This is a genomic window from Spirosoma fluviale (genome assembly GCF_900230225.1).
Taxonomy (GTDB): Bacteria; Bacteroidota; Bacteroidia; order Cytophagales; family Spirosomataceae; genus Spirosoma; species Spirosoma fluviale.
The window spans coordinates 1,409,702-1,436,015 of the sequence record NZ_OCNH01000001.1 but is presented as its reverse complement, the minus strand read 5'-3'; the positions used below and the strand labels follow the sequence as shown (position 1 = coordinate 1,436,015).

Genomic DNA, 26,314 nt, shown 5'->3' with positions numbered 1-26,314 from the left:
ACTGATTTTATCATACAACTGCCAGCGTCAGTTAAAAAACGTGGTACTCCGCCATGCGAAGCATGTACCGCATCAGATTCTGCAAGCGCCACAACACACCAAACCGACTCACGGCATCAGCTGGCTGTCGCCGGTAGGCGTTCCACTCGTAGAGCCAATCGGCGCGGGGCACTCCCTGCATCATGATGGTATCAATTAAAAAGCTGGTTTGAGCCGGGTTGAGATCAAACGAAAACAGGTTTTTCTGTAAACTGGCCAGTACATCCCCACAGGTGATGGCCGGCGTTCCGGTAACGTCAGAAAAATTGGGCTGTATAGCCGTTATCCAGGCCAGTAAGTCGATTCCCAGTGTGTATCCCGGCTTAATTTCCAGCCACCGCCAGACATAGGCATCGGTTAGGTTGCCCCGCAAACCAATGGTCGTGGTATTGATCCAGAGCCGGGTAAGGCCCGTTTGGTAATAGGCATCGTACCCCTGCACAGCTGGCTGATCGATAAGCCCCATTTGCATGTCGTTCATCTGATAAAACACAAATTCGAAGTATTTCCGAAATGCCACCGAGTCCGTCACCATGTCCGGAATCGGCTGGTTGAAAAACCGCATGCTCCCCAGGATCAGCTCGGCCGGTGATTTAACCAACGTGCCGATGTTGGCCGGATCAAAAAAGACCTGGCTCGTCAGCAGTTTCTCGACAACCGGCTGAATGGCAAAATTATTGGCCGGGCTGGCAAAGAAGTCGGCGAGGGGGCCGATGACGTTGGCTTCGACGGTGGGCGTGACGGTCGGGTTTACGTACCAGCGGTACAGTTTCCGGCAAATAAATCGGGGGCATTGCGGATGCCGCAGCAGCATGGTAACGAGGTCGTTCAGCTCGGCATCACCCGCCGACGCTGATGTTGTCCGGCCCCGTATCACAGTATTATTATAATGGGCCGAAAAGGTTTTGTCGGTTGCGTCGTGAAGACTGTTGGTAAACGTAGTCGAAATACCCGTTGAGCCGGTCGCATTTTGGTTGGTATGCCCCCAGCCCGTCAGCACTCTGGCAGTCGCTTTTACGTCATCTTCGCTATAATTCTTCGCTCCATTGGCATCTACGGTACCTACGGTAAACAGCTCCTGAAGTTCGCGGGCGTAGTTTTCATTGGGATTGCCAACCCGATTCTGGTCGCCGTTCAGGTACGCCAGCATAGCGGGCTCTTTGGTCATCCCGGTTACCAGCGCATGAAAATTGCCCAGGGCATTGGCCCGGATAAACTGAATATACTGGTAGATGAATCGGTAATCGCCCACGACGGTTCGGGTGATAACGAAATGATTTTGCCAGAACAGGGCCAGTTTTTCGAGCAAGCCCGGTGCTGTACCCGATGAAGTCATCAACGCCAGCCACCAGTATCGCACGCACTGGCCGAGTTCGTAATTACGGTCTGAATCAAAAGGCAATGCCATAAACGGCTGTCCGACCGTTGCTTTCGTTTCGTCGAGGTCAACTGGTGGCGGGGTGGCATAACGGCTATTCCCAATAAGACGTGCAACCGCTTCCTGGGCAGTTATTCCCGTAAAATTCCCTATTTCAGCCGGTGTTGGACCGAAGGTAGCCCGACGCAGCAGGTGGGCGGCTGTTGTGGCGGTAAGTACCGCCGTGTATGGGGATAGGAATGCCATTCCAGCCTGTTAATTCCAAGGGAGATGAAAAAGAAGAACACCGCAACGAACTATTTGAGTAACCTATGGCGTAATGGCCACAGGAACCATTGAATTTCCGTATACAAAAAATGGGCCGCTTTTCGGTTCTCCCCGCTTATGCACTTCGATACCCTTGCCCTCCGCGCCACGCATCAGTCCGACCCGGCAACCGGAGCAGTAGCTCCGTCGATCCATCTTTCAACCACGTTTGCCCGCAATGAGGCCAATGAGCTGGCGGGCGAGTACACTTACACCCGGCCGAATAACCCCACCCGCGAAGCACTGGAAAAAGCGGTGGCGCAACTCGAAGGCGGGGCGGTGGGTATGGCGTTTGGGTCCGGTCAGGCGGCTACCATGACGCTCTTCCAGGCACTTCGCCCCGGCGACCACGTACTGCTTTCAACCGATGCGTACTACGGCACGCCCGCCCTGCTCGAACAGGTGTTTCACCCCTGGGGACTGACTTACACCCGCGTCGACATGAGCGACCTCGATGCCGTTGAATCATCTATTCACGAAAATACCCGGATTGTGTGGTGCGAAACGCCTTCCAACCCGATGCTGACCATTACGGATTTGTTGACGGTGAGTCGGCTGGCTCACGAAGCGGGGGCGCTTTGCGTGTGCGATAACACCTGGGCAACGCCGGTACTCCAACGCCCCCTCGACCTCAACTGCGATATTGTGATGCACTCGACCACCAAGTATTTCAGTGGTCATTCCGACGTGCTGGGCGGGGCGCTGGTCTTCAAACGAAATGATGAATTTGCGCAGCGGGTGCGCCTGTTGCAGGGCCTTTCGGGGGCGGTTCCCTCACCGTTCGACTGCTGGCTGGTAAGCCGGGGACTCAAAACTTTAGGCGTTCGGGTCAGGGCACAAAGTCTGACGGCTCAGGCCGTAGCCGATTTTCTGGATGGGCACCCGGCGGTGGAGAAAGTCCATTATCCCGGCTTGCCCAACCATCCGGATCGGGCGCTGATTCAACAGCAGATGAACGGGCCGGGCGCTATGCTGTCCGTTCAGGTGAAGGGCGGAACCGATGAAGCCATTGCGTTCATTGGCAGGCTGAAACTATTCACCCGTGCCACCAGTCTCGGCGGTGTTGAAAGTTTGATTGAACACCGGGCCAGTGTGGAAGGGCCGACGTCTGCCACACCCAAAAATCTGCTCCGTCTTTCCATCGGCCTCGAACATCCTGAGGACTTGATTAACGATCTCGCGCAGGCGTTGTCGCATTAAAAGTCAGTTGGTTTGGAGGCTTGTCAAACGCCACATCCTGGAGATATGGCGTTTGACAAGCCTCCAAACCAACTGACTTTTCCAAAAGAAATGCCACTCCTCAATGCTTTTTCAGCAGGTCCGGCAGCAGCATTTTTTGCAATGAACCAGGTGGCTCAACCAGCCTATACGGCTGACCGAATGACCGAAGCATGGTGTAATAGGTGGACGAATCCGGTACTTTCACGGGCATGTTATCCAGTGTGGCGCGTACTAGGTTGGGCGGGTCTGTCGGATATCGATAAAATGAATTTCTTGGCCGGGTAGTAGGCATCATACCGGGCGAACGTCTGAATGGCGTATGAACCTCCGGCGGAAAAACCTTGTGAGACCCCACTTCTGGTAATGAGTCCAGCCGAATAGACGCCATCGGCGATTGCCCGTAGGCGAACCCGGCAAATAGTAACAGAACCGGCAATAATTTAATCATCGTACATGTTCGCTAAAGGTATGTATCAATAGACCCATTCTTCACGCTGTTCGTTGCAATGGCGTTCAGGTTTTATCGGCTGAAACTAAAGCCTTAACACATCGGTTTCCTATCAAATTGACTGAATTGAAAAAATGAAAATTACGCTGATTTCTACTTCATCACGCAAAAACAGCAACTCCCTGCGATTTGTCAGCTATATCCGGAATCTATTGATCAACGACGGGCAGCACGAGGTTTCGATTGTGTCGTTTGAAGAGTATGATATACCGTATGTTGGTCAGGGTTCGGTAAAAAAAGACGCCCTTACGCCCTTCCAGTCCGAACTCATCAGCGCCTGGGAATCGGCCGATCTGGTGCTGTTTGCCATGCCCGAATACAACTGGACGGCTCCCCCACAAGCCACCAATGCCATTCATCAGCTGGGCGGTCCGGGTTTCAAGCACCTGTTCGACAACAAAGTGTTTGCCATGGTGGGTATCTCCAACGGCCGGGGCGGTCGCCAGCCCGCGCTGGACATGAGCACGGTGGTGAATAAAATTATCAGCTTCACCAACAGCTACTCCATCATTTCGCCGAAGCTGTACGAGTCGCACGAGACGGACAAGAACATCGACGAAAACGGCCATTTCTACGGCCATGAAGTGTATGAGCGGACAGCGAAAGCGTTTTTAGAGTATACCCTGAACGTAGCACAGCGGTGGGTTGGCAGTGAGCAGCTAGCCGCCAAATAAAGAGCTGACGGACTGTACGATAACAAAAAGAGCACGGAGCGAAAACTCCGTGCTCTTTTTGCTTATTTACTTCTCTAAACCTCTCCTGCTCATGAAAACGATAAGCCTCTTTCTTTTCCTGATTTTAGGTTTCCTCTGTAGCTGCCAGCAGGTGGAACAGGCTACCCCGGCAACACTACCGCTTACACTCGTTGACGGCTATGGGCCGTTTAATCCGGGCTTTTCGAAATTAGGTAGTGAGCGTCGAAATAAGACCGATGACAGGGAGCCGTGGCGTAAAATGTGTTTGAACGTTACAGGAATTCCAGCGAACTGGACCAATGTCGACAAGGCAATGGTTTGGCTGAATACGAACCAACTCGTTTATCAGAATTTCAGTCAGGGAACGTTTACAAAATCGCAATATAACGAATTTCGGAAATATTGGAAATTGTCGGCGGATACTAGCCAACTTTCCCGTAAACCAATCAAGTGCTACGTCTACACGCTGAGAGGGTTCGATGAGCAGACCGGCAAATGGGCTGTAATGATTGACACGAATAATAATCTTGACTTCAGCGACGAAACAGCTTTCTATCCTGAAGTCATTCAGGGCAACAACCCATACGCCTATAAGAAGCCCACGATTATTAATTACGAAGTTTACCGAAAAGGGAAGATCCTAAAGGCATCACTACCTATGGTGGTGAAAACATTCGGAAGTAACTTCTTTTACAACTTCCCACAGTATGCTCAGGCTACACTTACGCGTGGTGGCAAGACCCATGAACTGGCGGTTAGTTTTGGTTTTACAAGGCCCGACTTTGACATCATTGACCTTGTTGACTTATCAGCTTTATCCAAAAACGAGCGGATTCCAGAAGACAAATTAATCGAGATCAGCGAAAATATACGCCTGGATGGAATTACGTACAAGAACAAAGGCGTTGACTTTTACAACAATGTGTTACGATTAGACCCCGTCGTTGACGGCAAGAAGGAGTACGCTCTACAGGTCGGCTATCCGTTCAAACCCTTTGCCGAGCAGGAGTTTACCTCCAAACGACCCATTGCTCTGGCAGATTATAAAGGTAAATACGTGTACGTCGATTTCTGGGGAACCTGGTGCCAGGGCTGCGTTGAGGATATTCCGAACTTAAAAAAGCTGTATGCGGGCCTTGACAAAAACCGGTTCGAGTTTATTGGCATTGTTCAGGACTCGCCGGAACGACTCACGAAGTTTATCCAAAAACGGGATGTACAATGGCCGCAAATCCTGTCCGACAAAGCCAACAAACTCGTTGAATCCTACCCATTTACAAGTTATCCTACATCGGTGCTGCTCGATAGGAACGGTATCGTTCTTGCCAGAGACCTGCGGGGAAATGAACTGAGAGACAAACTAAAGGAGTTGAGTACGCAGTAAACCGCTCTGTTAATTAGTATCTGTCTCATTCTCCATGAAACAACACATTGCCCATATTGCCCTGGTCGTTGACGATTACGACGAAGCCATCGAGTTTTATACCCAAAAGCTCAATTTTACCTTACTGGAAGACACCGTTTTGAGCAATACCAAACGGTGGGTACGGGTAGCCCCTCCCGGCTCCAGCGGCACGGGTCTGTTACTGGCGAAAGCCGCCGGTGATGAGCAAAAGAGCCGGGTAGGCAATCAGACGGGCGGGCGGGTTTTTCTGTTTCTCTACACCGACGATTTCTGGCGTGATCATGCCAACATGGTTGCCCAGAACATCCGCTTCGTGCGTGGCCCCGTCGAAGAAGCGTACGGCACGGTAGCGGTGTTCGAAGATTTGTACGGCAACCTGTGGGATTTTATCGAGCCCAAAGTGCATTGAACCGTTTGGCGCTACAAGCGAGTTTACCTGATCTATCCCCGCTCCTCGCTACCTTGCTGCTTCAATTGCTTCCTGTAAGCAGAATCAATAGTTAAAACGAATGACCAACGGTAGCCACAATCACCCGGACGCAACGCACCATCACGAACAACACCTCCACAGTTCAGACTTCATTTCAGACATAGTCATTGGTATGGCAGACGGCCTGACGGTGCCTTTTGCGCTGGCCGCCGGACTAAGCGGTGCAGTGGCCAGTTCCACGCTGGTCGTAACGGCGGGCATTGCCGAAATCGTGGCCGGTTCCATTGCCATGGGTCTGGGTGGGTATCTGGCGGGACGCACCGAAGCCGACCATTACGAATCGGAACGCCGACGTGAGGTACTCGAAGTGGAAACGGTGCCGGAGCGCGAAAAAGAGGAAGTGCGGGAGGTATTTGCCGACATGGGTTTACCACTCAACCTACAAATTGCCATTGCCGATGAGTTGTCGAAAGACAAAACAAAGTGGGTCGATTTCATGATGAAATACGAACTGGGCCTCGATGAACCCGATCCTAACCGAGCTACGAAAAGTGCTCTGACCATTGGGCTATCGTACGTAGTGGGCGGGCTGGTTCCCCTGGCTCCTTATTTTTTCAACAGCGTACCTCAGGAGGCTCTGCTATACTCCTGCGTGTTAACGTTGATTTGTTTGTTTGTCTTTGGTTACTTCAAAAGCAAAGTTACCGGACAGCCGCCCGTTGGCGGTGCGTTTAAAGTGATGTTTATCGGCGCACTGGCCGCAGCAGCCGCCTTTGGTGTAGCCAGGCTATTTTAGTTGAGTGGTTGAGTGGTGAAGCAAGAAATAGTGACTGGTCAGTGTTCTAATCCACTATTTCCTACTTCACCACTCAACCATTCCACCACTCCACTACTTAATATCCTTCATCCGTGACGAGGTAATAGCTTTCGTTTTGCGTCGACTGGTCTTTCTGTTCGACGATGACCGTCAGCCATTCCACATGCGTGTATTCGTTATAAGGGGAGCTTTGAGTATCCAGAACGGCCAATCCCTGGTCGGCGACCTGCTGGTTGATGTATGCAATGGCGTCTTCCCGCGACGAAAAAGTCCCCAGTAAATCCCCGAAGTCCAGGCTCGGTTCATCATCGGGAAGCTCCCCCGCTATGTTGGATACGGGCGAATCAGGATGTTCGGTCGGGTTGTTGGCGTTTAGGGCTTTATATAATTCGATGGTCATGAGTTGAGTTGGTTTGCATCAGGCATAGCGACCGTTCAGGCCGCACTCCTGTAGTCAATCAACTCAATAAATCCGTAAGTGTTCCTGAATCCGTAATACCAGCCGTTACGGACAGTGTTACTAAATTCGCTTGAAACTGATGGCTCGAATCACCTGTTGGCCACTAAGCGGAAATGAGTACTGATAGTTGAAGACGTTTTCTGCACTGCATGTCATCGTCAACTCATCATTCGTCCGTACCGGCGATAGCTTGATTCGATAAGCGACACAATTGTATTGAAATTCCTGATTCACCAAAGCGTTTCCGAGCGAGACACTGTCGCCGGGCTGTCCATTCGAAAAGGCCCGCAACGTGATGGCTACCGAATCGGCAGTAACCCGTTTCAGAGATAAACGAATCGTTTCGCCATTGACCAGAAAAGGTCCGAACAGCGATTTTGCTTCATAAACACCCTCCAGCGAGGTTGCCGGTTCGGGGAGGTTCAGCGTATTTTTGTGGCACGACACACCACCAATGGCAACGCTAAGAATACCGATTATACTGAGTAGTACACTACGTTTCATGACCGTTCGAGCATTTTTCACAGAACGATCAATCTTTCATTTGTAGTATAGCTGTATAGTAGGTAAAAAGCCAAAAAATAGAAGTAAGTAAGCGGGTAGCTGTCCGGTCAGGGACCGGATAACGCCAGGACATAGTCAAAGACTATGCCCAACGGCCAGCACCCGTCCCGAACGTTATTTCACCAGCTCTTTCTGATACAAGCCAACCAGCGTATCAACGGCGTAGTCGATCTCTTCGGCGGTGTTGTATTTCCCAAACGAGAACCGGACATAGCCCCGTTCGGAATCGAATCCGGGCAAAGCCGCCAGCACGTGCGAGCCTACGTTGGAGCCACTCGAACAGGCCGACCCGCCCGATGCTGAAATCCGGGCAATGTCGAGGCTGAACAACAACATGTCGCTCATGTCCGATGCAGGCAAGCTGACATTCAGCACGGTATACAAACTATTGTCTACATCGGCGGAGTCGCCGTTAAACCGTACATCGGGCATTTTGGCCTGGAGCTGGTCGATCATCCGGCGTTTCAGGGAGGTGATCTGCTGCCGGTGGGCGTCCATGTCGCGGTAGGCAATTTCGAGTGCTTTCGCCAGCCCCACAATGCCGTACACGTTTTCGGTACCGCCCCGCATGTTGCGTTCCTGAGCACCACCGTACACAAAGGGATGAATTTTTACCCGCTCGGCATTGGAGTACAGGAAGCCAACGCCTTTGGGACCATGAAATTTATGCCCGGCACCCACGATGAAATCGACCGGAAGTTGTTGCAGATTATGTCGAAAATGGCCCATGGTCTGCACCGTATCGGAATGAAAAATGGCGTCGTGCGCCCGGCAGATCTCCCCTACCCGATTCAGGTCCAGCAGATTACCAATTTCATTATTTCCGTGCATGAGCGACACCAGCGAACGCCCCTGATGCGCTTTCAGTAACTCGTCCAGATGCCCCAGGTCAACATGGCCTTTTTCATCGATAGTCACCAGACTTAACTTGATAGTCCCCTGTTTTGCCAGATGCTCCAGCGTGTGCAGCACGGCATGGTGTTCCAGGGGCGAGGTGATGGCGTGGGTAAGGCCATAGGTTTCGATACTGCTCCGAATGGCGGTATTGTCCGCTTCGGTACCGCCCGAGGTGAAGAAGATTTCGGCGGGCGATGTGTTGAGGAGCATGGCTACCGTTTTGCGTGCTTTTTCGATAGCCGTCCGCACCGTCCGCCCGTGACTATGGATGGACGATGGGTTGCCAAACTGCTCGGTCATGAGCGGTAGCATAGCGTCCAGGACTTCGGGGTCGAGCCGGGTCGTAGCGGCATTATCGAGGTAAATAGCAGCGGTCGGTTTCATTATTTTTCCATTAATATCGCCCACAAAGATACGGCGAAAGGCCCTGTCAATGAAACAGAATACAGGCTGGTGTCGTTCTACGGCTACGATTGTAACTTGGACTTTATGGATTTTTCTCAGGCACCGGGCCTTATTTACGCCGAAATCTCGCTTTGGTTACGCAACGCCATTCGTTATTTGCCCGAACTGGCGGTGGCAATTATCATCTTCGTCCTCTTCACCTTTGCGTCCCGATGGATAAGCCGGGGGTTTGTAAACGGGCTGAGAAGGGTTAGCAACAATGAGTCGGTCATCAACCTGACGGGGGCCGTTCTTCGGTTCGTGGTCGTCTCAATTGGTCTCTTTATTGCGCTGGGCATTTTAGGGCTCGACAAAACCGTTACGTCGCTGCTGGCGGGCGCGGGCGTCATTGCACTGGCCGTTGGGTTTGCCTTTCAGGATCTGACCGCCAACTTTATTTCGGGGACGATGATTGCGCTGGCCCGCCCCATTCAGGTGGGCGATACGGTCGAAACCAACGGTTACACGGGCAAAGTGCTCGACATTAAACTTCGGTCGATTGTAATCGACAACGGGCAGGGGCAAACCGTGGAGATTCCCAGTAAAGACGTTTTCCAGAAACCGATCACCAACTTCTCCCGCATTGGTCAGCGCCGGATCGAACTGGCTGCGGGGGTTTCGTACCTGGATGATTTAGCCACCGCCCAGAAAATTGCCAGGGCTGCCGTTTCCCAATTGCCGTTTGTCCTGAAAAACCACCCGGTCGATCTGCACTACCGTAATTTCGCCGATGCCAACATTCAATTTGTGCTCTGGTTCTGGATCAACCCAGCGGCAACCAATCCAAATCTTGCCCTCAGCGAAGCGATCATGGCGGTGAAACGGGCGTTCGATGCCCATCAAATACTGATCGTCTTCGCCGGACAAACGTTTGATCTGAAGCAAAAGCTTTTGAACGAGCCTGTGGTGAAAGACTAAATTAGTCTCTCACCACAGGCTCGTTTATTCTCGATAGCGCAAGGCTCTGGCCTTGTGTCTATTATTGAGCAATACAAATTACCTCACCTTGTAAAACTTAGCCCCAAACAGGAGGATAACTGCGTAGCAGATAATGGGCAGATAATAGGCGTTGGCCACATCTTTCTCAGCGGCCATACCCATCAGGAAAGGGAATATGGCCCCGCCAACGACACCCATCGAAATGAATGATGATGCCTGCTGCGTGTGCGAACCCAGGTTTTTCAGGCCCAGGCTGAAGATGGTCGGGAACATAATGCTAAAGAAGAAATTGAGCATCATCAACGCAATGAACGACGGCCAGCCGAAACTCTGCGTAATAATAAGACACATAAGAATATTACAGCCCGCAAAAATGGCCAGCAAGGTGTGCGGTGCAATTACGCGCATCAGGAAGGTGCCAACGAAACGTCCGGCCAGCATCAGGCCCATAAATAGCACCATGTAATTACCGGCTACCGCATCGGTGAAGCCCATTTTCTCGTGGCCGTAGTTGATAAAAAACGCCCAGGTTCCACCCTGCGCGGCCACGTTGAAGAACTGAGCAGCCACAGCCCATCGGAAATGTTTGTGGTCGAAGAGTGACTTGCCGGGGGCCACATCCACATTGGCCGCATCGGGATCGGCAACGCTGGCATGGGGATCGGTCAATGCGGGGACTTTCACAAACGAGAAAAGGATCGCTATCGTGGTAATAACACTGCCAATGACGATGTACAGGGTCTTTACCGAGGTAAGATCGGTGCTGCCCGGCGTGTTGTTGCGCAAGAGAAAATACGAGCCAATGGCAGGCCCGATAATGGCACCCAGCGCATTGAACGCCTGAGCGAAATTGATGCGCTGGTCGCTGGTGCGCTGGTCGCCGAGGGAGGCCACAAATGGGTGAGCAACCGTTTCGAGGGTGGAGATGCCGCAGCCTAAAATGAAGAGGGCAATGCCGAAGTAGGTAAACGAAGCAGCCGCAGCAGCCGGAACGAACAGAAACGAACCGGTAGCAAAAAGGCCCAGGCCCAACAAAACACCGTTTTTATAACCGAACCGTTTCATGAACAATCCCGCCGGAATACCCATTACAAAGTAAGCCCCGAAAATGGCAAACTGGACAAAGGCCGATTGCGTTTTGGTCAGGCTCAGCACATGCTGAAAGTGCTTGTTCAAGACATCGCCCATGGTAATGGCGACGCCCCAGAACATGAAAAGAGACGTAACGAAGACGAGGGTAATGAGGTACTTGTTTTCAGTAAAGGCAGCTTTTGACTGGCCTGCGATAGGGGTTGCCTGCATGGTTTAGGGTTTATTATACGCTGTTTACGGGTCGGCTGTATTAAACATTTCCTGCTCTACACGTCCATCCACGGTTGTAAAGTCTTTTGAAGGGCCAAATTACCGCTTTCCCACTTAAGTTGCTCTTTTTGGGGTGCTAAAGCTTATTGTTTTGGCACGGGTACATATTTACATATACAGGCTTTCCGGGTTGTTACATTCGTCTATCCATTTCGCCGGATTGTTTTCGATATAGGCCCGTATACGATTCAGTTCATTGTTATTACGAACAACACGGTCGTAGTACCGTGGTTGCCAGCCAAAATCGATCTTATGCATAGTAGCGTATTTTTTTACCCCTGCCTTAAATCCTCGCAGGATAGAGGCCAGATTCTGCCGCTGCGGTCCAAACCGGTTCGGTTGCCAGTTCGGCGTGTCGGTTTCAGGTTTGCAAATCCAAAGAACCCCATGAACATGATTTGGCATTAACTGAAACGCATCAAGTAGTACGAAAGGAAAAAAATCTGGAATAGACAACCAGCAATCCATAGCTACCTGCCCAATCAATGTAGGCTTGATTCGTGCCGTTTCGACATCAACATCGCCGAAAAAAAACTCTTTCTTTCGTGTACAAATTGTAACGAAATACATACCATTCGACCCATAGTCGTATTCTACCAGCCTGGCCGACGGTACGCGATAGTTGTTTTGGTACAGATCATCCATTGTATCTAAGGTATTCGTAGTACCCTTAGACGACAAAAGTGCGTCTGGTAATCAATCCAATATGTAGAGACGCAATACCTTGCGTCTCCTTTCGCGTCAGCCAGACGACCCAGCAGAAGGTGTAAAGGATAGCGGGAGACGCATAAAAAAGAATACGACGGCCCAAGACGCAAGGTATTAAGCCGCTTGACTAAGGTGCAGGTCCAAGACGCACGATATAAAACGCAAGACACTTGACTATAACGCGGGTCCGAGACGCAAGGTATAAAACGCAAGACACTTGACTATGACGCAGGTCCAAGACGCACGATATAAAGCGCAAGACGCTTGACTATAACGCGGGCCCGAGACGCAAGGTATTGCGTCTCTACTTGGGCAATTCGGTTAATCGGGCTAACTTGCTGGCTAAAATTTCGACACGTATAGCGCAAAAAAGACAAGTCATTCTTACATAAAGACATAGCGTTGCTAACAGTTTCTCCAGTCTGAAAACGGCCAATTTTTAAGCAGGAGGAAACAGTTAAGCAGGACGCGCTCGAAAGGGCGTGTTCTCTTGCTGTTTTCGTACTATCCTGCAATGGCATGGCCGTGCCTCAGACTGGTAACTACGAACAGCGGAGGCCGCCCGTTTTTTTTTGCCCTCTATTGAGCCTCGGGGCGTTCACCTGTATTATCCCGACGCTCATAATGCCCACACTTACCTGGATTGGGAAAGATAAAGTAGTCAATCATCACCACGACGTTCCGTTTCGGGTTCTCGACCAGCAATACACCTACGGACAAGCCGACTCCCGTGCGACGGACCGTCCAAACCGCATTATTCACGGCGACAATCTGGAAGCTCTGAAAGCCCTCCTGCCCTACTACGAAGGCCGGATCAAGTGCATTTACATTGACCCTCCCTACAACACCGGCAACGAAAACTGGGTATATAATGACAATGTCAGCGACCCGAAACTAAAACGGTGGCTCGGCAAAGTTGTAGGCAAAGAAAGCGAAGACCTTAGCCGCCACGACAAATGGCTATGCATGATGTACCCCCGGCTTCAACTGCTCCATCGGTTGCTGGCCGATGATGGTGCTATTTTCGTGTCCATCGACGATAATGAACAGGCCAGTTTGAAGCTGATGATGGATGAGATATGGGGCGACCGTAACTTTATCACTACCATTATTTGGCATAAAATGGACAGCCCCAAAAACACGGCAATTCATTTTAGTGAGGATCATGATTATATCGCCGTCTACGCAAAAGATAGTACGATTTGGCGTCCGAAAAAATTACCTAGAACGGATGCAATGAATGCGAGATATAAGAATCCAGACAACGACCCAAGAGGTCCCTGGCTTCTTAGCGATCTAGCAGCACGCAACTTTTATAGTCTTGGCCAGTATCCAATTACAACAAAAATTGGCCGCATAATTCAAGGCCCTCCTGCTGGTAGTTACTGGCGAATTAGTAGGGAAAAATTTGACCAACTAGATAAAGACAACAGAATATATTGGGGTAAAAACGGAGATAATAGGCCTGGTGTAAAAAGATTTCTTACAGAGGTTCAAGATGGTGTGGTACCACAAACACTATGGCATTGGAAAGACGTCGGAAGTACTCGAAACTCTAAGCAAGAATTAAGTAAGGTTATGTCTGCGACGAGTAATGAAGATCTATTTATTACTCCTAAGCCTTCTTTATTAATTGAGCGCATCCTCCAAATTGCTACCGGCCCAAACGACATCATTCTCGACTCCTTTGCTGGTTCGGGCACTACAGCCCATGCGGTGTTGAATTTAAACAAACAGGACGCGGGGAATCGGCAGTTTATTCTGGTGGAGATGGAAGACTATGCCGAAACCATCACGGCCGAACGCGTTCGGCGGGTGATCGACGGCTACGGCGATAAAGAAGGCACCGGGGGCAGCTTCACCTATTACGAACTCGGCCCGGCCCTGTTTACCGATGACGGCCAGCTCAACGAAGCCCTGCCGCCGGACCGCATCCGGGAGTATATCTGGTATTCCGAAACCCGAACCCCGTTTTCTGAATGCCCTTTCATTGTGACCGAAAGCCCGCACTTTCTGGGTAAGCTCTACGAAACAGCTTACTACTTCTATTTCGAACCCGACGACCTGACCACGCTGGATTACGACTTCCTGTCGACCATTCAGACCGTGGCCGAACAGTACGTTATCTACGCCGACAACTGCCTGGTCGGCCGCGAATGGCTCCAGCAACGGCACATCATTTTCAAGAAAATCCCACGGGACATAAGCCGGTTTTAGATGGAACTCAAACCCTACCAGGCGGGCGTTATCCGCGACCTTGACCGCTACCTGCATTACATTCAGCAGGAACACCGCTATGACGTGGCTTACAACCGCTATTGGCGGGATGAAGTGGGCGACTACGACCCACTGAATAACACCGGGATGCGGCCTTACCAGAACAACGTACCCGGCGCACCGCACGTTTGTGTGAAGGTACCCACGGCGGGCGGCAAAACGTTTATTGCCGTCAACGCCCTCCACACGCTGTTCGACGCCTTTGCGCTTGACAAACCTAAGGCGGTGGTCTGGCTGGTTCCCTGGAGCAACCTCCTCGACCAGACCGTGCGGAACCTGTCGAACCCGGCCCACCCCTACCGCCAGAAACTGAACAGCCTGTTTAACCACCGCGTGGCCGTTTACCAGAAAAAGGACCTGTTGCAGGGGGCTAATTTCAGTCCGGCCGTGGTACAGGAGCAACTCAGCATTTTTGTTCTGAGCTTTGGCAGCTTACGGGCCAAAAAGAAAGAAGACCGTAAGATTTTCGAGGAAAATGGCGCGTTGGCTACCTTCGCCAGTCAGTACGATTCCGACGATCACCTGCTGGCCGATACCGACCAAACGGCCCTGATCAACGTAATCCGTAGTCTGACGCCAGTCGTTGTCGTCGACGAAAGTCACAATGCCGAGAGCGACCTGAGCGTTGATATGCTTCGGGATCTGAACCCATCGTTCATCCTCGATCTGACGGCAACGCCCAAGAAAAATGCCAACATCGTCAGCTTTGTATCGGCCATCGAACTCAAGAAAGAGCAAATGGTGAAGCTGCCGGTCATTGCCTATAATCACAAGGAGAAATCGCAGGTGGTAGAGAGCGCGCTGAACCTCCAGCGGCAGTTGGAACAGCTGGCCAAAGCCGAGCAAAAAGCGGGCGGACGCTACATCAGGCCCATTGTACTGTTCCAGGCGCAACCCAAAACGGGAGACGATAACACCACGTTTGAGAAATTAAAACAGCAGTTGCTCAAACTCAAAATTCCGGAAGAGCAGATCAAGATCAAGACCGCCGACATCAACGAACTCAAAGACGTCGATCTGATGAGCCCCAAATGCCCGGTGCGCTACATCATTACGGTCAACGCGCTGAAAGAAGGCTGGGACTGTCCTTTTGCGTACATACTGGCATCGCTGGCCGACCGGTCGTCGGCGGTTGACATCGAGCAGATTCTTGGGCGGGTGTTACGGCAGCCCTACGTCATGCGCCACCAGAGCGACCTGCTCAACGTATCGTATGTGCTCACGGCCTCGGCCAAATTCAACGAAACCCTGCAAAGCATCATTCGGGGACTGGAATCGGCCGGGTTCAGCCGCAACGATTACCGTTCTACGGATGAGCAGAAAATTGAGGAACAGCCCACCACCAAAGCCCAGGCCTTGCAGGGCTTTCTGTTTCCTGAACGGGAAGACACCGCCAGCGACGAGATTGAGCCGGAAAAAATCCAGTTCGATCCAACTCTTACGTCCGACGAAGCACCCGCCGAACTACCGCCCGCGCTGACGGCCATCACCCAGATTGCGCTTGAGAAGAATCAGGAATTTGAAAAGCAACTCAATCAGCAGGGATCGGACAATTCATCGCCCCTGTTTCAGGAACTCGGCTCTACCGTGAAAAAGATCTCGCTCAATCAGGATTTTGCAGCCATTGCCCAGCAGCTCAGGTTGCCGCAGTTTTATTTAAACGTGCCGCAAACGGGGCTCTTTGGTCAGGGCGAACGCGTACTACTTAATCAGGAGGTGTTGTTGAAAGGCTTCCGACTGGCCGATGAAGATATAAAGATCGACTGGGATACGGTGGAAACCGACCTCTACAAAATCGACATCGAACGCACGCAGGGCAACCAGTACCGCCCGGTTTTTCTACAGATCGACAACTTACAGGTGAAAGAAGCCTTTGTGGATTATATCCTGACCAAGCCGAAAGCGGGCCAGGTAAAAGACCTCGCCCACCGGATGCTGCAATTAATCGGCAACATGTACCCCATTCCCGACCAGCAGATCAGGCTGTATCTGGAGCGCATTCTAAGCAGTTTCGACGCCGAACGCATCAAGGATCTGCTGGCGCGGGAATACACCTATCGCGACAAGATCAGGAAGAAAATTCGGGCGCTGGCGGATGTATATGCCGAAGACCAGTTTAAAAAACTGCTGGTTATCGGGAAGATTTCGGTGGAGCAGGGCTTCGTTTTTAAGAAAACTATTGTGCCGGGTTTGCTGGGAAAATCACTCGGCAAGTCGCTCTATGAACGGGAAGGCAGCATGAACGGCTTCGAGGAACGCGTAATTAGCGAACTGGCCGCGCTGCCTAACGTGCTGTTCTGGCACCGGAATTTGGGCCGGGGAAAAGGGTTCGCCATCAACGGCTATAAGTCAAACCACTACCCCGATTTTATCCTTTACACCCAAAACGGCACGTTGATTCTCCTCGAAACCAAAGGCGACGACCGCGACAACTCCGACAGTGCCGCCAAGAACCGGCTCGGGCAAAAATGGGCTCAGCAAGCCGGTCGGCAGTACACCTATTTTATGGTATTCGAGACGAACCGGCTGGTCGACACCTACACGATTGCGGAAGCAAAGGAGCTGATACGGCAGTTGTAAGGGTTGGATTGATAAGTAATTGAACAAAAATAGTTAACCACAGAGACGGTCCGCCGTTGCGGCACAGAGGGTACAGAGGTTCTAACGGGTTATAGTCTTCCCTGATAGGACTCTGTGCACTCCGTGCCGCAACGGCGGACCGTCTCTGTGGTTAAATAAATTTTGTATAAGTTTGATCGCTATCGCTATGCGGCTAGAACCCGCGATCAAGCCACGCCATTCTAACATGGGTTTTGAACAATGATCTTATCCGGGATTTCTTCAAGAACCGGTCATTGTCGTAGTGCCGACCGGGACGGTCGGGCGAGAAGCAATTAGATACACACCCGACCGGGACGGTCGGCACTACAGATTCTTCACTCCGCTACCAAACTCAATCCTCCCGTCCTTCTTTCCGGTTCGCGTCGGCCATGCGGACGATTTTGGGGGTGAATTTCGCCAGTACGTCCACCAGATCGTGCTGGGCTTCAATAACGGTGTCGATGTTTTTATAGGCCATTGGCGCTTCATCCAGATCGCCACCCACGAGTTGAACACCGGCTTCTACAAGGGCTTTGTTCCACTGCGAGCGGGTGATGCTGTTGAACGCCTTCGTTCTCGACATAAGCCGTCCGGCCCCGTGCGAGGCTGAGTTGATCGATTCGGCGTTGCCTCTCCCGCGTACCACAAAGCCCGGCTGCGTCATCGATCCCGGAATGATGCCCAGCACACCCGACCCGGCGGGGGTTGCGCCCTTTCGGTGCACAAGCACCTCCCGGCCATCGGCCAGTTGCTCTTTCCAGGCAAAATTATGGTGATTCTCAACCATGAGCAGCGGTTTCTCCCGTAACGCTTTGGCCAGTTTATTGTGAATCTCGTGGTGGTTGGCCGAGGCATACTCCCCCGCCAGATTCATCCCGATCCAGTACTCCTGCCCCTCCTGCGTATTCAGATCGAGCCAGGCGAGGTGAGCGGCCTCCCGGGGCAGTTTGGTTTTCTGCATCGCCAGTTTGGAATAGGTGTTGGCGATATTGGCCCCAAATCCGCGAGAACCCGAGTGAGACAACAGCGCAAGGTATTCGCCCGGTGGCAGATTCAAACCAGATTCTTTTGTCAGGCTATCCTCATGTACCTCCACAATGCCCCACTCCACGAAGTGATTCCCCGTTCCCGAGCTTCCCAGCTGGCGATACGCTTTGTCTTTCAGGTCGCGAATAACTTTAGTAGCCTGCCACTCGGGCAAGTCCATCACGCTCTCATCGAACTTCTCGCGGGTTTCGCCCCCCATGCCGAACTTGGTTTGCTCCATCAAAACCCTCTTCAATAAGTGTGGTTCGCGCGTTAGAAAGGTCGGGGGCAGGTCGAACACCGACAGGCACATCCGGCAGGCAATATCGACGCCCACTGCAAAGGGAATAACCCTATTTGCTTCCGTAGCCAGCACACCGCCAATGGGAAGCCCGTACCCCTGGTGCGCATCGGGCATGAGTGCCCCCGCCACCGAAATAGGCAGGCTGGCGGCCGTTTCCATCTGTTTCAGCGCCCCTTCTTCAATAAAATCACGACCGAAAACGGCATAGGGTAAAGGTCCCTCCCGCAGACCAATGGTTTGTTCGGCCTGTTTCTCTGAACTCGCCAAGGCATAAGGCGCGGGTTCGGCGGGCAAGTACTCAGCACCGGTTTCGCTGAGCGGAACGGCGATGCCCTGTTTGTTCAGACTATAAATCGCCTGCGCCAGATTCGTGACTTTGTTTTTCGAGAAAGCAAACTTCTTCGGGTTCTGGAGCATCTGCGCCAAAAGCGTCATCACTTTCTCTTTAGGATAGTTACCCCGTTGCATTAGCCCATTCGCCACCCGTAGAAATCCCGCCTGTAGCGACTCCGGAATGGGGCCTAATGTTAAAATATCGTCTAGTGAAATAAGTGTTTCCATTTGGTTTAGTTTTACAAGTATCGCGGGTGGAAACCCGTGTAGCCAAAGCCTAACTCTATCCTTTTTTTAGCCTTCGGCTACACGGGTTTCCACCCGCGATACGGCTGACCGTCAAACAGCGCCCATCAATTCCCGCGCCCTAAAATCTGCTTTAGCTGATCGACCATCGAGCCGTTGTTCGAGACGGAGATGGAGCTGATTTTATCCGCAATCTTCTCAACATACTCCATCTCTTTCAACTTCCACAGCATTTCATTGTCTTCCATCAGCTTGGCGGTGTTCAGCAAGCTCCGGGTCGACGCGGTTTCTTCCCGGCGCATGATGACGTTTGCCTGCGCTTTTTTCTCGGCCATCAACACCTGATTCATGATATCGCGCATGTCGCCGGGCAGGATAATGTCCCGAATACCACCCGTTCGAAGCTCGACACCAAGCTGGGCTGCTTTATCCGCTGTAGCTTTAACGACAAACGGGGCTATTTCTCCCTTCTTATCCAGCAATTCGTCGAGGGTAAATCCGCCAACGTATTCACGCAGTGCCAGTTGCACCAACACATACAGTTGTTTATCGAAGTCCTTATTCTCAACTAATGCTTTACTCACATCCAGAACCTGATACTGAACGTAGAAGCTCAGCCGCAGCGAGGCTTTGTCTTTAGTCAGAATTTCCTGCCCGGAGACTTCCAGTTGTTGCTGGCGCATGTCGGCTTTCAGGACATGGACGGGCGTCGTATTTTTCCACCAGTAGTACGTTCCGGGGGTTAACACCCGGTCGAATTTCCAGTCGATGAACAACACACCCTGCTCGTGAGCCTCTACCGTAAAGGCTCGCACATAGGTCGATAATGGCAGCGGCATCAGCGAAACCAGGTCGATTGTGGCCGGTATGTCCAACTGGCTCAGATCAGCCCGTATGTACTGATACTGCTTCACGCCCTTCCAGAACGCCCAGCGACCTTTGCGCAGAATCGTCTGAAAAAGACCATGCTCATATTGCAGCACAATTTCATTATCGGCTACCTCAACGACATCGAGCGCAGCGGCAACGTCCGGGTACTCAAGCAACATAGCCAGATCGTAAGGCGGGTTTTGCAATAGCTCGCCCTGATTATAGATATGCACCGTCTCGTTCGACCAAAGCCAGTACTGGCCCGCCGAGAGCAGTTGCTTAAAATCACCATGTTTAAAAACTAACCCGATTTGCAGGGCCTTAATGCGTACAGTTTTCATCATTGATACTTAGTTGTGGGCGTCGGTTTACAGATTTGGGGCTAAGTGCGCGCTACTCAGCACCATATATCCACTGCCAAAACCCGATTAACGATTAACAAAACCAGTAAGAAGCCTCCCGTTTGGGCATTGCGGAAGCGGGTGAGCAATTGCCCTGGTGCGATGGTTCAGAAAATTGGTTGACTACGTTTCGTCGGTGCCCCAAGGCACTTTCAGACAACCTATCCAACGTTCTGTTCTGTCACGACGCACACCCAACAACCGCGAAACCCGCTTGCTGGCGTTATCCAATCCGGTCGCCGAAACGACGGCTGCGTAGCCCTGACAGCCACACAACCGGATAACTCCTCACTGATTTTGACCTATGGTGACCTTTTTAGAAGTGGCCATCTTCCCAACCAACGGATCAACTTTTTTAGAGTTGATAGCAGGATTCGAACCTGCGTTTCCCTGCTGCTCTACCCACTGAGCTACCCCGCCGAAACAGGAGGAGGATTCGAACCTCCGACCGACAGATTAGAGACGAAATCAACCAGAACCAACAGCATAGCGCACACCAGCGGTGACGCTACTACGGGGCTATACAGAAACCCGCGTCAGGTTTGGTAATGGACCTTCCCGTCGCTACAAAGGTTTATCATCACTACGCAGTGTTTTTGCGCAGATGAAACTATTTTCTAACTTTTCAAAAAAATCAGTGTACCCACTCTATACTCATACATCTTATATCCTACATCATACATCCCTCTCCCCGTGCCCGCCAACCGAAACGCCCTTGTCCGATATAAAACGCTGGATGCCTGCCTGCGCAACCGCCAACGCAAATGGACGCTCGACGACCTGATGGCGAAAGTGTCCGAAGCCCTGTATGAGTACGAAGGACTGGACAAAGGCATCAGTCGCCGTACCGTTCAGGCCGACCTTCAGATGATGCGCAGTGATAAGCTGGGGTATTTTGCACCCATCATAGTTCTCGACAAAAAGTACTATACGTACGAAGACCCCGCTTACAGCATTACCAACATTCCCCTGTCGGATGGCGATCTGTCGCGGATGAACGAAGCGGTCGAAGTGCTCAAGCAGTTCAAGGGTTTCTCGCATTTTACAGCGCTGAATGAAGTAGTTCAGAAGCTGGAAGACCATGTGTATTCAACCGCCCGGAAGTCGGCCCCGGTCATTGACTTCGAAAAAAACGAGAACCTGAAAGGCCTTCACTTTCTGGATGAGCTGTATCAGGCAGTAATTCAGCAGCGGGTGCTTCGGATCGATTACCAGTCGTTTTCAGCGCGATTGCCCCAAACGTTCACCTTTCACGTTTGGTGGCTGAAAGAGTTCAAGAACCGCTGGTTTGCCGTGGGTGTATGCGATGGCAAACGCTATACCATGAACCTGGCTCTCGACCGCATGCTGGCTATCACACCAGCGCCCGACATTGACTACATCGCCAACCAGCACCTGGACCCCGACCGCTACTACCGCGATGTGATCGGTGTGTCGGTCAGCGAGCGGATGCGCCCCATCCGGGTCAGGCTGTTTGTCAGCCAGTTGCACGCACCTTATGTCGAAACTAAACCGCTTCACCAATCGCAGGAGGTGGTTGAACGAAGGCCGGATGGCATCGTTATCCAGCTTAGTGTTCAACACAATTTTGAGCTGGAAAAAGAAATTCTGGGCTTTGGCGATGGGATGCAGGTCCTTGAGCCGGAGCGCCTGCGCCGTGTCATTATCAGGCGCTTAAAGGCTGGCGTGGATGCCTATACCGAGCCCCAGGCAGACCCGCCAGCAACCGATTCAATTTGATGTTTATCAAAACCAGCGGTAGGTTTGATGTTATTTCCAAAACGGATTATATCCTTTACAACCGCCCATTAATGGATTTTTGCGACCAGCTTTTTGACCAGACAACAGACGAACCAGACCAGTGGTACCGCCATAGTTTTGAGCAATGCACGTTTAAAAACCTCGATCTGGCCAAAGTAGCGTTTGCCGGGACAAGCTTCGTCAACTGCCGCTTTGTCGACTGCAATCTGGGTATGGCGGTACTGGAGGGCACTAAGCTCGACGATGTGCTGTTTACCGACTGTAAACTGAACGGTGTCAACTTTGGTCAATGCAGCGCATTTGGCTTCCATGTCGACTTTCAGACGTGCCAGCTCGATTATGCTTCGTTTTTCAGCCGAAATCTGAAAAAGACCCGGTTTGTCGATTGTTCTCTGCGTGAAGCTCGTTTTCTGAACTGCGATCTGAGCGGGGCTTTGTTCAAAAATTGTAACCTCGAATTGACGGTTTTTGCCACCAACACCCTGACGCAAACTGACTTTTCGAGTTCGTACAACCTGAGCCTTGACCCCGACAACAACAAGATCCGAAAAACAAAGTTTTCGCTGCATAGTCTGCCCGGCCTATTGACCAAATACGACCTCATCATCACATAAAGCACTGATTATTAAATAAAAAATCATCATGGACGTAGAAATCTGGAGTGATATCATGTGCCCGTTCTGCTACATCGGCAAACGGAAATTTGAGCAGGCGCTCGACCAATTTGCCCACAAAGAGCAGATAAATATTATCTGGAAAAGTTTTCAGTTGAATCCGGACATGGAAACGCAACCCGGCAAGAGCATCAACCAATACCTGGCCGAAGTAAAAGGCTGGAGCCTGGCCGAAGCCCAGCGCATGAACGATCACGTGACCGGCATGGCCCGCGAAGTGGGGCTGTCTTACGACCTCAACAAGGCGGTGGTGGCGAACTCCCGGGATGCTCACCGGCTCATCCAACTAGCCAAACAACAGGGCCTGGGTGATGCCATTGAAGAACGATTGTTCAAGGCCTATTTCACCGAAGGCCGCGACACCTCCGACCAGGCCACCCTCCTGGAACTGGGCACCGAAATTGGCCTTGACGCCACTGCCGTTCAGCAACTGCTGGACAGCGATCAGTATGCCGAGGCTGTTAACCGGGATATCTACGAAGCGCAGCAGGTTGGTGCGCGGGGCGTTCCGTTCTTCGTACTAAACCGCCGGTATGCCGTGTCGGGTGCGCAACAGCCCGAAACCTTCCTGGGGGCACTCAACACCGCCTGGACTGAGTGGGAGAAAGCGAATCCCGTTCTTACCGAAGTACAGGCAGACGGCCCAGTTTGTACGCCCGGTGAAGTTTGCTAGGTAAACGTATCGTGGAAAGGCTTACCAGGGTGAGCCTTTCCACGATATAAGATTCAGAAACTACGCTTGTATTTCCTTAAAAACTTCAGCCGGTGGCTCACCTGCTGAATCCATTCGCGCGCCATCAGTTCATGAGCGAACACCGTTGGGTGAATACCATCCCACACCCAATAGTCAATGCTTTTACCAGAAATGGCTTTATCGAGGATGGCAGGGTAATCGACAACGACCGCGTTGAATTCGACCGACAGTTTCCGAATGGCCACCTGCCGACTTTGGGTATCACTCTGCCAGCGCTCCCAATTATCCTTCCGACTTCCTACCGGATACACAAATGGAATACCCAATACAAAAAGCGTGTCCGGATTGGCCCGTCGGCATTCATCAAGTAAACTCCGATAGATTATTTCGAACTGCTCCGGGGTTGTCGCTTCGGCGGGTTTATTGATGGCCGCAGCCGTATCGTTAATTCCAATCAGGATACTGAGCACGTCCGGTTTGAGGGCCAGCGTATCGGGTTGCCAGCGTTTCTGGAGGTCCGTAATTTTGTTGCCGCTAATACCCCGGTTGTAAAACGAAAACGCCAGATCCGGAAAATCGGCTCCAATTCGACTGGCGATGGAATACGCATAGCCGTGACCCATAATGTGGTTGGGATCGGTGTTTCGGCCCCGGTTACCATCAGTTATTGAGTCGCCCTGAAACAGGAAGACGAGACCGGTTTCTTTCTGTTTCAGGGCGAATAATGCATCAGCCCCGCTCGGTTCGGGAATTAAACCGGGGGCCAGCCCAACAAGAGCCGACGATTTGAGAAATATTCGCCGTGAGGTTTTTAAGGGCATAGTTTTCAATATACGTACAGGTACCTACTCACTTCAAAAGCGTATCAAGCCAATTTAGCCTTAAAGAAATCGATGGTGCGTTTCCAGGCCAGTTCGGCCGCTGCTTTGTCGTAACGAGGGGTAGTGTCGTTATGAAAGCCGTGGTTCGCGCTGGGATATACATAAGCGGTATATTCCTTTTTATTCTCTTTTAGAGCTGCTTCGTAGGCTGGCCAGCCCGCATTAACTCCTTTGTCCAGTTCGCCATAGTGCAACAGCAGGGGCGCTTTGATTTTGGCCACATCATCGCCCGTTGGCTGACCGCCATAAAATGGAACCGAAGCTGCCAAATCGGGAAGCCGCACCGCCATCATGTTGGCAATCCAACCCCCAAAGCAAAACCCAACAACGCCCACTTTCCCATTACAGTCTTTTTGGGTTTCCAGATAATCATTGGCCGCTATGAAATCTTCCAGCATTTCATTTCTGTCCCGTTTACTTTGCAGCGCACGACCGTCGTCATCATTACCCGGATAGCCACCTAAAGGGCTCAGCGCATCGGGGGCAATCGAAACAAAACCGGCTAGTGCCGCTCGGCGGGCTACATCGGCAATATGCGGATTTAGACCCCGGTTTTCGTGAACCACAACAATACCCCCAAGCTTACCTTTGGCATTGGCGGGTTTTGACAGTAACGCTTTGATCGGACCACCGCCTTTGGGAGACTGATAGGTGACGTACTCCGATGTTATGCGGGGGTCGTCTTCTTTAATTTGAATAGTGCCTTTATAGTCGGGCATGAGAAAACCCATCAACGAAGCTACCGTAATACCGCCTACGGCATACGTAGATAGCTTCTGCACAAAGTCACGCCGGTCGATGCGGTCGTGGGCGTAATCATCGTACAGGTCAAACACTTCCTGCTTGAGGTCTTCCTTCTTAATATCGCTCATGTTCGTCTGAATTCGTTTGCCCTTAAATTTAACAAATTTCCGATCAAACGATTAGTTTCCTACTCAAGCTACTGTCTACTATTGCAGCGTTTTTTCAGTAAGGTTGCTTACCTGATCAGGTGCAGATGCATTAATCCTGCGTAAGCCTAACCCCATTAGCCAACAAACACTCATTCGGGCAAGAAGGGCGCCTGTTTATTGGTTGTATGCGTGTGTTTAAATGACCGATTCATGCCAATTTTGCTGGCTGTTTATCTGTACGCTTATGCTTGAACTCACGGCCCTCACTGCTTTTATCGGGTATATCCTTTATTTACGCTACTATGCCGACCAACGGTCTAAAGCTGAAATCGAGGCCGACAGACTACGGGATGGAATTACGCTTTTCCAGAACGATCACTATTCCGAAGCGCTGGCCTATTTCAATGACGTGATTCGAACCAAGCCTGATTCGTCAGTAGCTTATCTGTACCGGGCTCGAATTTATCGGTCATTGGGCGATACGAAGGCGGCACTCGATGATCTCAGCCGGGGAAAAAGCTACGACGATACCCTCGCTGAGTTGCATTCCGAAAGTGGGCAGATCCACTACCAGGCTCATGACTATGTTACAGCTTTTCAGGATTTCGATAAAGCTATTTTTCACTCCCACGGTGAAGCCGCCGAGCCCTACCGCTGGCGTGGACTGACGCGTCAGCAATTGCGGCAGAACCTGGACGCTCAGCAGGACCTCGACAAAGCCAGCCAACTCGAAGCAGAAGGCCGTAGCAGGGCCTTGATTCAGCCACCCGGCAAACGCGCATTCATTGATCGGCAACTTGTGCTGAATGCTGGCGTAACGTTTATGAGCGGATTGATCCTGCTTTACATCATAAAAAAGAGTCCGGTTATTCACTGGCCCTATCTGTGGGCTGCGGCTTCGGCGGTTGGCCTTGGCTTTCTTGAGCCGCGAAAAGGATGGATGCTTGCCTTACTACAGGCGTTTGTTATTCTGGCAGGATATTATGGACTGGTCGGGCCAGACCCGGTCAGTACCCATCAGGAGGTTGAAGTATTCAGCCTGTTCGGTTCGGTGGGGCTCACCTTTGCCGGTAGCCTGATTGGCAGCGTACTTCGAAAAGCATATGCCGCCTAAACCATGCATTACGCAGGCTTAAGCGGCATATTGAGTAGGTAATGGTTGATAGATACCGGGCTTCCG

General features: G+C 51.5%; 23 protein-coding genes. 12 read left to right on the top strand and 11 right to left on the bottom strand.

Annotated elements, in window-relative coordinates:
• Positions 1-31 precede the first annotated feature (31 nt).
• Positions 32-1,663, bottom strand: coding sequence for a DUF1800 domain-containing protein (locus CRO74_RS05970; protein WP_097125073.1), 1,632 nt, complete (start codon positions 1,661-1,663; stop codon positions 32-34).
• A 138-nt stretch (positions 1,664-1,801) separates the two neighbouring features.
• Between CRO74_RS05970 and CRO74_RS05965 the strand changes: the two genes are divergently transcribed.
• Complete coding sequence (locus CRO74_RS05965; protein ID WP_097125072.1) at positions 1,802-2,923, top strand: trans-sulfuration enzyme family protein; 1,122 nt, start codon at positions 1,802-1,804, stop codon at positions 2,921-2,923.
• Between the two features lie 100 nt (positions 2,924-3,023).
• On the opposite strand, the gene CRO74_RS05960 is transcribed toward CRO74_RS05965, so the two are convergent.
• Complete coding sequence (locus CRO74_RS05960; RefSeq protein ID WP_097125071.1) at positions 3,024-3,392, bottom strand: hypothetical protein; 369 nt, start codon at positions 3,390-3,392, stop codon at positions 3,024-3,026.
• 134 nt (positions 3,393-3,526) lie between these two features.
• Between CRO74_RS05960 and CRO74_RS05955 the strand changes: the two genes are divergently transcribed.
• The 4 genes from CRO74_RS05955 to CRO74_RS05940 all read left to right on the top strand — a co-directional run bounded on the left by CRO74_RS05955 (position 3,527) and on the right by CRO74_RS05940 (position 6,778).
• Complete coding sequence (locus CRO74_RS05955) at positions 3,527-4,126, top strand: NAD(P)H-dependent oxidoreductase (RefSeq protein WP_097125070.1); 600 nt, start codon at positions 3,527-3,529, stop codon at positions 4,124-4,126.
• A 91-nt stretch (positions 4,127-4,217) separates the two neighbouring features.
• Complete coding sequence (locus CRO74_RS05950; protein ID WP_097125069.1) at positions 4,218-5,531, top strand: peroxiredoxin family protein; 1,314 nt, start codon at positions 4,218-4,220, stop codon at positions 5,529-5,531.
• Between the two features lie 34 nt (positions 5,532-5,565).
• The gene (locus CRO74_RS05945; RefSeq protein ID WP_097125068.1) at positions 5,566-5,961 is read left to right on the top strand and encodes a VOC family protein; all 396 of its coding nucleotides are present in this window, start codon (positions 5,566-5,568) and stop codon (positions 5,959-5,961) included.
• A 100-nt stretch (positions 5,962-6,061) separates the two neighbouring features.
• Complete coding sequence (locus CRO74_RS05940; protein WP_097125067.1) at positions 6,062-6,778, top strand: VIT1/CCC1 transporter family protein; 717 nt, start codon at positions 6,062-6,064, stop codon at positions 6,776-6,778.
• Positions 6,779-6,875: 97 nt separating this feature from the next.
• On the opposite strand, the gene CRO74_RS05935 is transcribed toward CRO74_RS05940, so the two are convergent.
• The 3 genes from CRO74_RS05935 to CRO74_RS05925 form a co-directional block, all read right to left on the bottom strand.
• Positions 6,876-7,199, bottom strand: coding sequence for a hypothetical protein (locus CRO74_RS05935; protein WP_097125066.1), 324 nt, complete (start codon positions 7,197-7,199; stop codon positions 6,876-6,878).
• A gap of 120 nt (positions 7,200-7,319) precedes the next feature.
• On the bottom strand, positions 7,320-7,763 hold the full coding sequence (locus CRO74_RS05930; protein WP_097125065.1) for a hypothetical protein: 444 nt from the start codon (positions 7,761-7,763) through the stop codon (positions 7,320-7,322).
• A gap of 174 nt (positions 7,764-7,937) precedes the next feature.
• A complete protein-coding gene (locus CRO74_RS05925; RefSeq protein WP_097125064.1) occupies positions 7,938-9,104 on the bottom strand; it encodes a cysteine desulfurase family protein in 1,167 nt (388 codons plus the stop codon).
• A 105-nt stretch (positions 9,105-9,209) separates the two neighbouring features.
• Between CRO74_RS05925 and CRO74_RS05920 the strand changes: the two genes are divergently transcribed.
• The gene (locus CRO74_RS05920) at positions 9,210-10,082 is read left to right on the top strand and encodes a mechanosensitive ion channel family protein (protein ID WP_097125063.1); all 873 of its coding nucleotides are present in this window, start codon (positions 9,210-9,212) and stop codon (positions 10,080-10,082) included.
• A gap of 78 nt (positions 10,083-10,160) precedes the next feature.
• Here the strand turns inward: CRO74_RS05920 and fucP are convergent, their stop codons facing one another.
• A complete protein-coding gene (fucP, locus tag CRO74_RS05915) occupies positions 10,161-11,405 on the bottom strand; it encodes an L-fucose:H+ symporter permease (RefSeq protein ID WP_097125062.1) in 1,245 nt (414 codons plus the stop codon).
• Between the two features lie 168 nt (positions 11,406-11,573).
• Positions 11,574-12,110 carry a transposase gene (locus CRO74_RS05910; protein WP_179830129.1) on the bottom strand — a complete coding sequence of 179 codons (537 nt, stop codon included), beginning with the start codon at positions 12,108-12,110 and terminating at the stop codon, positions 11,574-11,576.
• 687 nt (positions 12,111-12,797) lie between these two features.
• Between CRO74_RS05910 and CRO74_RS05905 the strand changes: the two genes are divergently transcribed.
• Together CRO74_RS05905 and CRO74_RS05900 are read left to right on the top strand one after the other, a co-directional pair.
• A complete protein-coding gene (locus CRO74_RS05905; RefSeq protein WP_097125061.1) occupies positions 12,798-14,390 on the top strand; it encodes a site-specific DNA-methyltransferase in 1,593 nt (530 codons plus the stop codon).
• Positions 14,391-17,030, top strand: a complete 2,640-nt coding sequence (locus CRO74_RS05900; protein ID WP_097125060.1) for a DEAD/DEAH box helicase — start codon at positions 14,391-14,393, stop codon at positions 17,028-17,030. It abuts the gene before it with no gap.
• Positions 17,031-17,403: 373 nt separating this feature from the next.
• Here the strand turns inward: CRO74_RS05900 and CRO74_RS05895 are convergent, their stop codons facing one another.
• Together CRO74_RS05895 and CRO74_RS05890 are read right to left on the bottom strand one after the other, a co-directional pair.
• Positions 17,404-18,942 (bottom strand): RtcB family protein, encoded by a 1,539-nt coding sequence (locus tag CRO74_RS05895; RefSeq protein WP_097125059.1) that lies wholly within the window; start codon positions 18,940-18,942, stop codon positions 17,404-17,406.
• A 125-nt stretch (positions 18,943-19,067) separates the two neighbouring features.
• The gene (locus tag CRO74_RS05890) at positions 19,068-20,174 is read right to left on the bottom strand and encodes a slipin family protein (RefSeq protein ID WP_245877769.1); all 1,107 of its coding nucleotides are present in this window, start codon (positions 20,172-20,174) and stop codon (positions 19,068-19,070) included.
• 750 nt (positions 20,175-20,924) lie between these two features.
• On the opposite strand from CRO74_RS05890, the gene CRO74_RS05885 reads away from it, so the two are divergent.
• Genes CRO74_RS05885 through CRO74_RS05875 form a run of 3 tightly spaced genes read left to right on the top strand, consistent with a single transcriptional unit; the run spans position 20,925 to position 23,339 of the window.
• Positions 20,925-21,971: a helix-turn-helix transcriptional regulator gene (locus CRO74_RS05885; RefSeq protein WP_097125058.1), complete on the top strand. Its 1,047-nt coding sequence runs from the start codon at positions 20,925-20,927 to the stop codon at positions 21,969-21,971.
• On the top strand, positions 21,971-22,606 hold the full coding sequence (locus CRO74_RS05880; protein WP_245877768.1) for a pentapeptide repeat-containing protein: 636 nt from the start codon (positions 21,971-21,973) through the stop codon (positions 22,604-22,606). The genes CRO74_RS05885 and CRO74_RS05880 overlap by 1 nt, the downstream gene beginning before the upstream one ends.
• Before the next feature lie 28 nt (positions 22,607-22,634).
• Entirely contained in the window at positions 22,635-23,339 is a 705-nt protein-coding gene (locus CRO74_RS05875; RefSeq protein ID WP_097125057.1) for a DsbA family oxidoreductase, read from the top strand.
• Positions 23,340-23,392: 53 nt separating this feature from the next.
• Here the strand turns inward: CRO74_RS05875 and CRO74_RS05870 are convergent, their stop codons facing one another.
• Both CRO74_RS05870 and CRO74_RS05865 read right to left on the bottom strand, forming a co-directional pair.
• Positions 23,393-24,181 (bottom strand): SGNH/GDSL hydrolase family protein, encoded by a 789-nt coding sequence (locus CRO74_RS05870; protein WP_097125056.1) that lies wholly within the window; start codon positions 24,179-24,181, stop codon positions 23,393-23,395.
• A 44-nt stretch (positions 24,182-24,225) separates the two neighbouring features.
• Complete coding sequence (locus tag CRO74_RS05865; protein WP_097125055.1) at positions 24,226-25,113, bottom strand: dienelactone hydrolase family protein; 888 nt, start codon at positions 25,111-25,113, stop codon at positions 24,226-24,228.
• A 265-nt stretch (positions 25,114-25,378) separates the two neighbouring features.
• On the opposite strand from CRO74_RS05865, the gene CRO74_RS05860 reads away from it, so the two are divergent.
• Entirely contained in the window at positions 25,379-26,248 is an 870-nt protein-coding gene (locus CRO74_RS05860; RefSeq protein ID WP_097126028.1) for a tetratricopeptide repeat protein, read from the top strand.
• Positions 26,249-26,314 lie beyond the last annotated feature (66 nt).